Genomic DNA, 519 nt, shown 5'->3' with positions numbered 1-519 from the left:
TATCTTCGTATAAGGAGGTGATCCAGCCCCAGGTTCCCCTAGGGCTACCTTGTTACGACTTCACCCCAGTCATGAACCACAAAGTGGTGAGCGTCCTCCCCGAAAGGTTAAACTACCCACTTCTTTTGCAGCCCACTCCCATGGTGTGACGGGCGGTGTGTACAAGGCCCGGGAACGTATTCACCGTGACATTCTGATTCACGATTACTAGCGATTCCGACTTCATGGAGTCGAGTTGCAGACTCCAATCCGGACTACGACGCACTTTTTGGGATTCGCTCACTATCGCTAGCTTGCTGCCCTCTGTATGCGCCATTGTAGCACGTGTGTAGCCCTACTCGTAAGGGCCATGATGACTTGACGTCGTCCCCACCTTCCTCCGGTTTATCACCGGCAGTCTCCCTGGAGTTCCCGACATTACTCGCTGGCAAACAAGGATAAGGGTTGCGCTCGTTGCGGGACTTAACCCAACATTTCACAACACGAGCTGACGACAGCCATGCAGCACCTGTCTCAGAG

General features: G+C 53.8%; 1 rRNA gene. It reads right to left on the bottom strand.

The window, feature by feature from the left end:
* Window positions 1-10: 10 nt before the first annotated feature.
* Window positions 11-519, bottom strand: a 16S ribosomal RNA gene (locus OQJ75_RS22455); the annotation flags it as partial.

Origin of the sequence: Vibrio sp. 14G-20, from assembly GCF_026241515.1 — a bacterium.
GTDB lineage: Bacteria > Pseudomonadota > Gammaproteobacteria > Enterobacterales > Vibrionaceae > Vibrio.
This window is presented reverse-complemented; position numbering and strand designations above follow the sequence as displayed.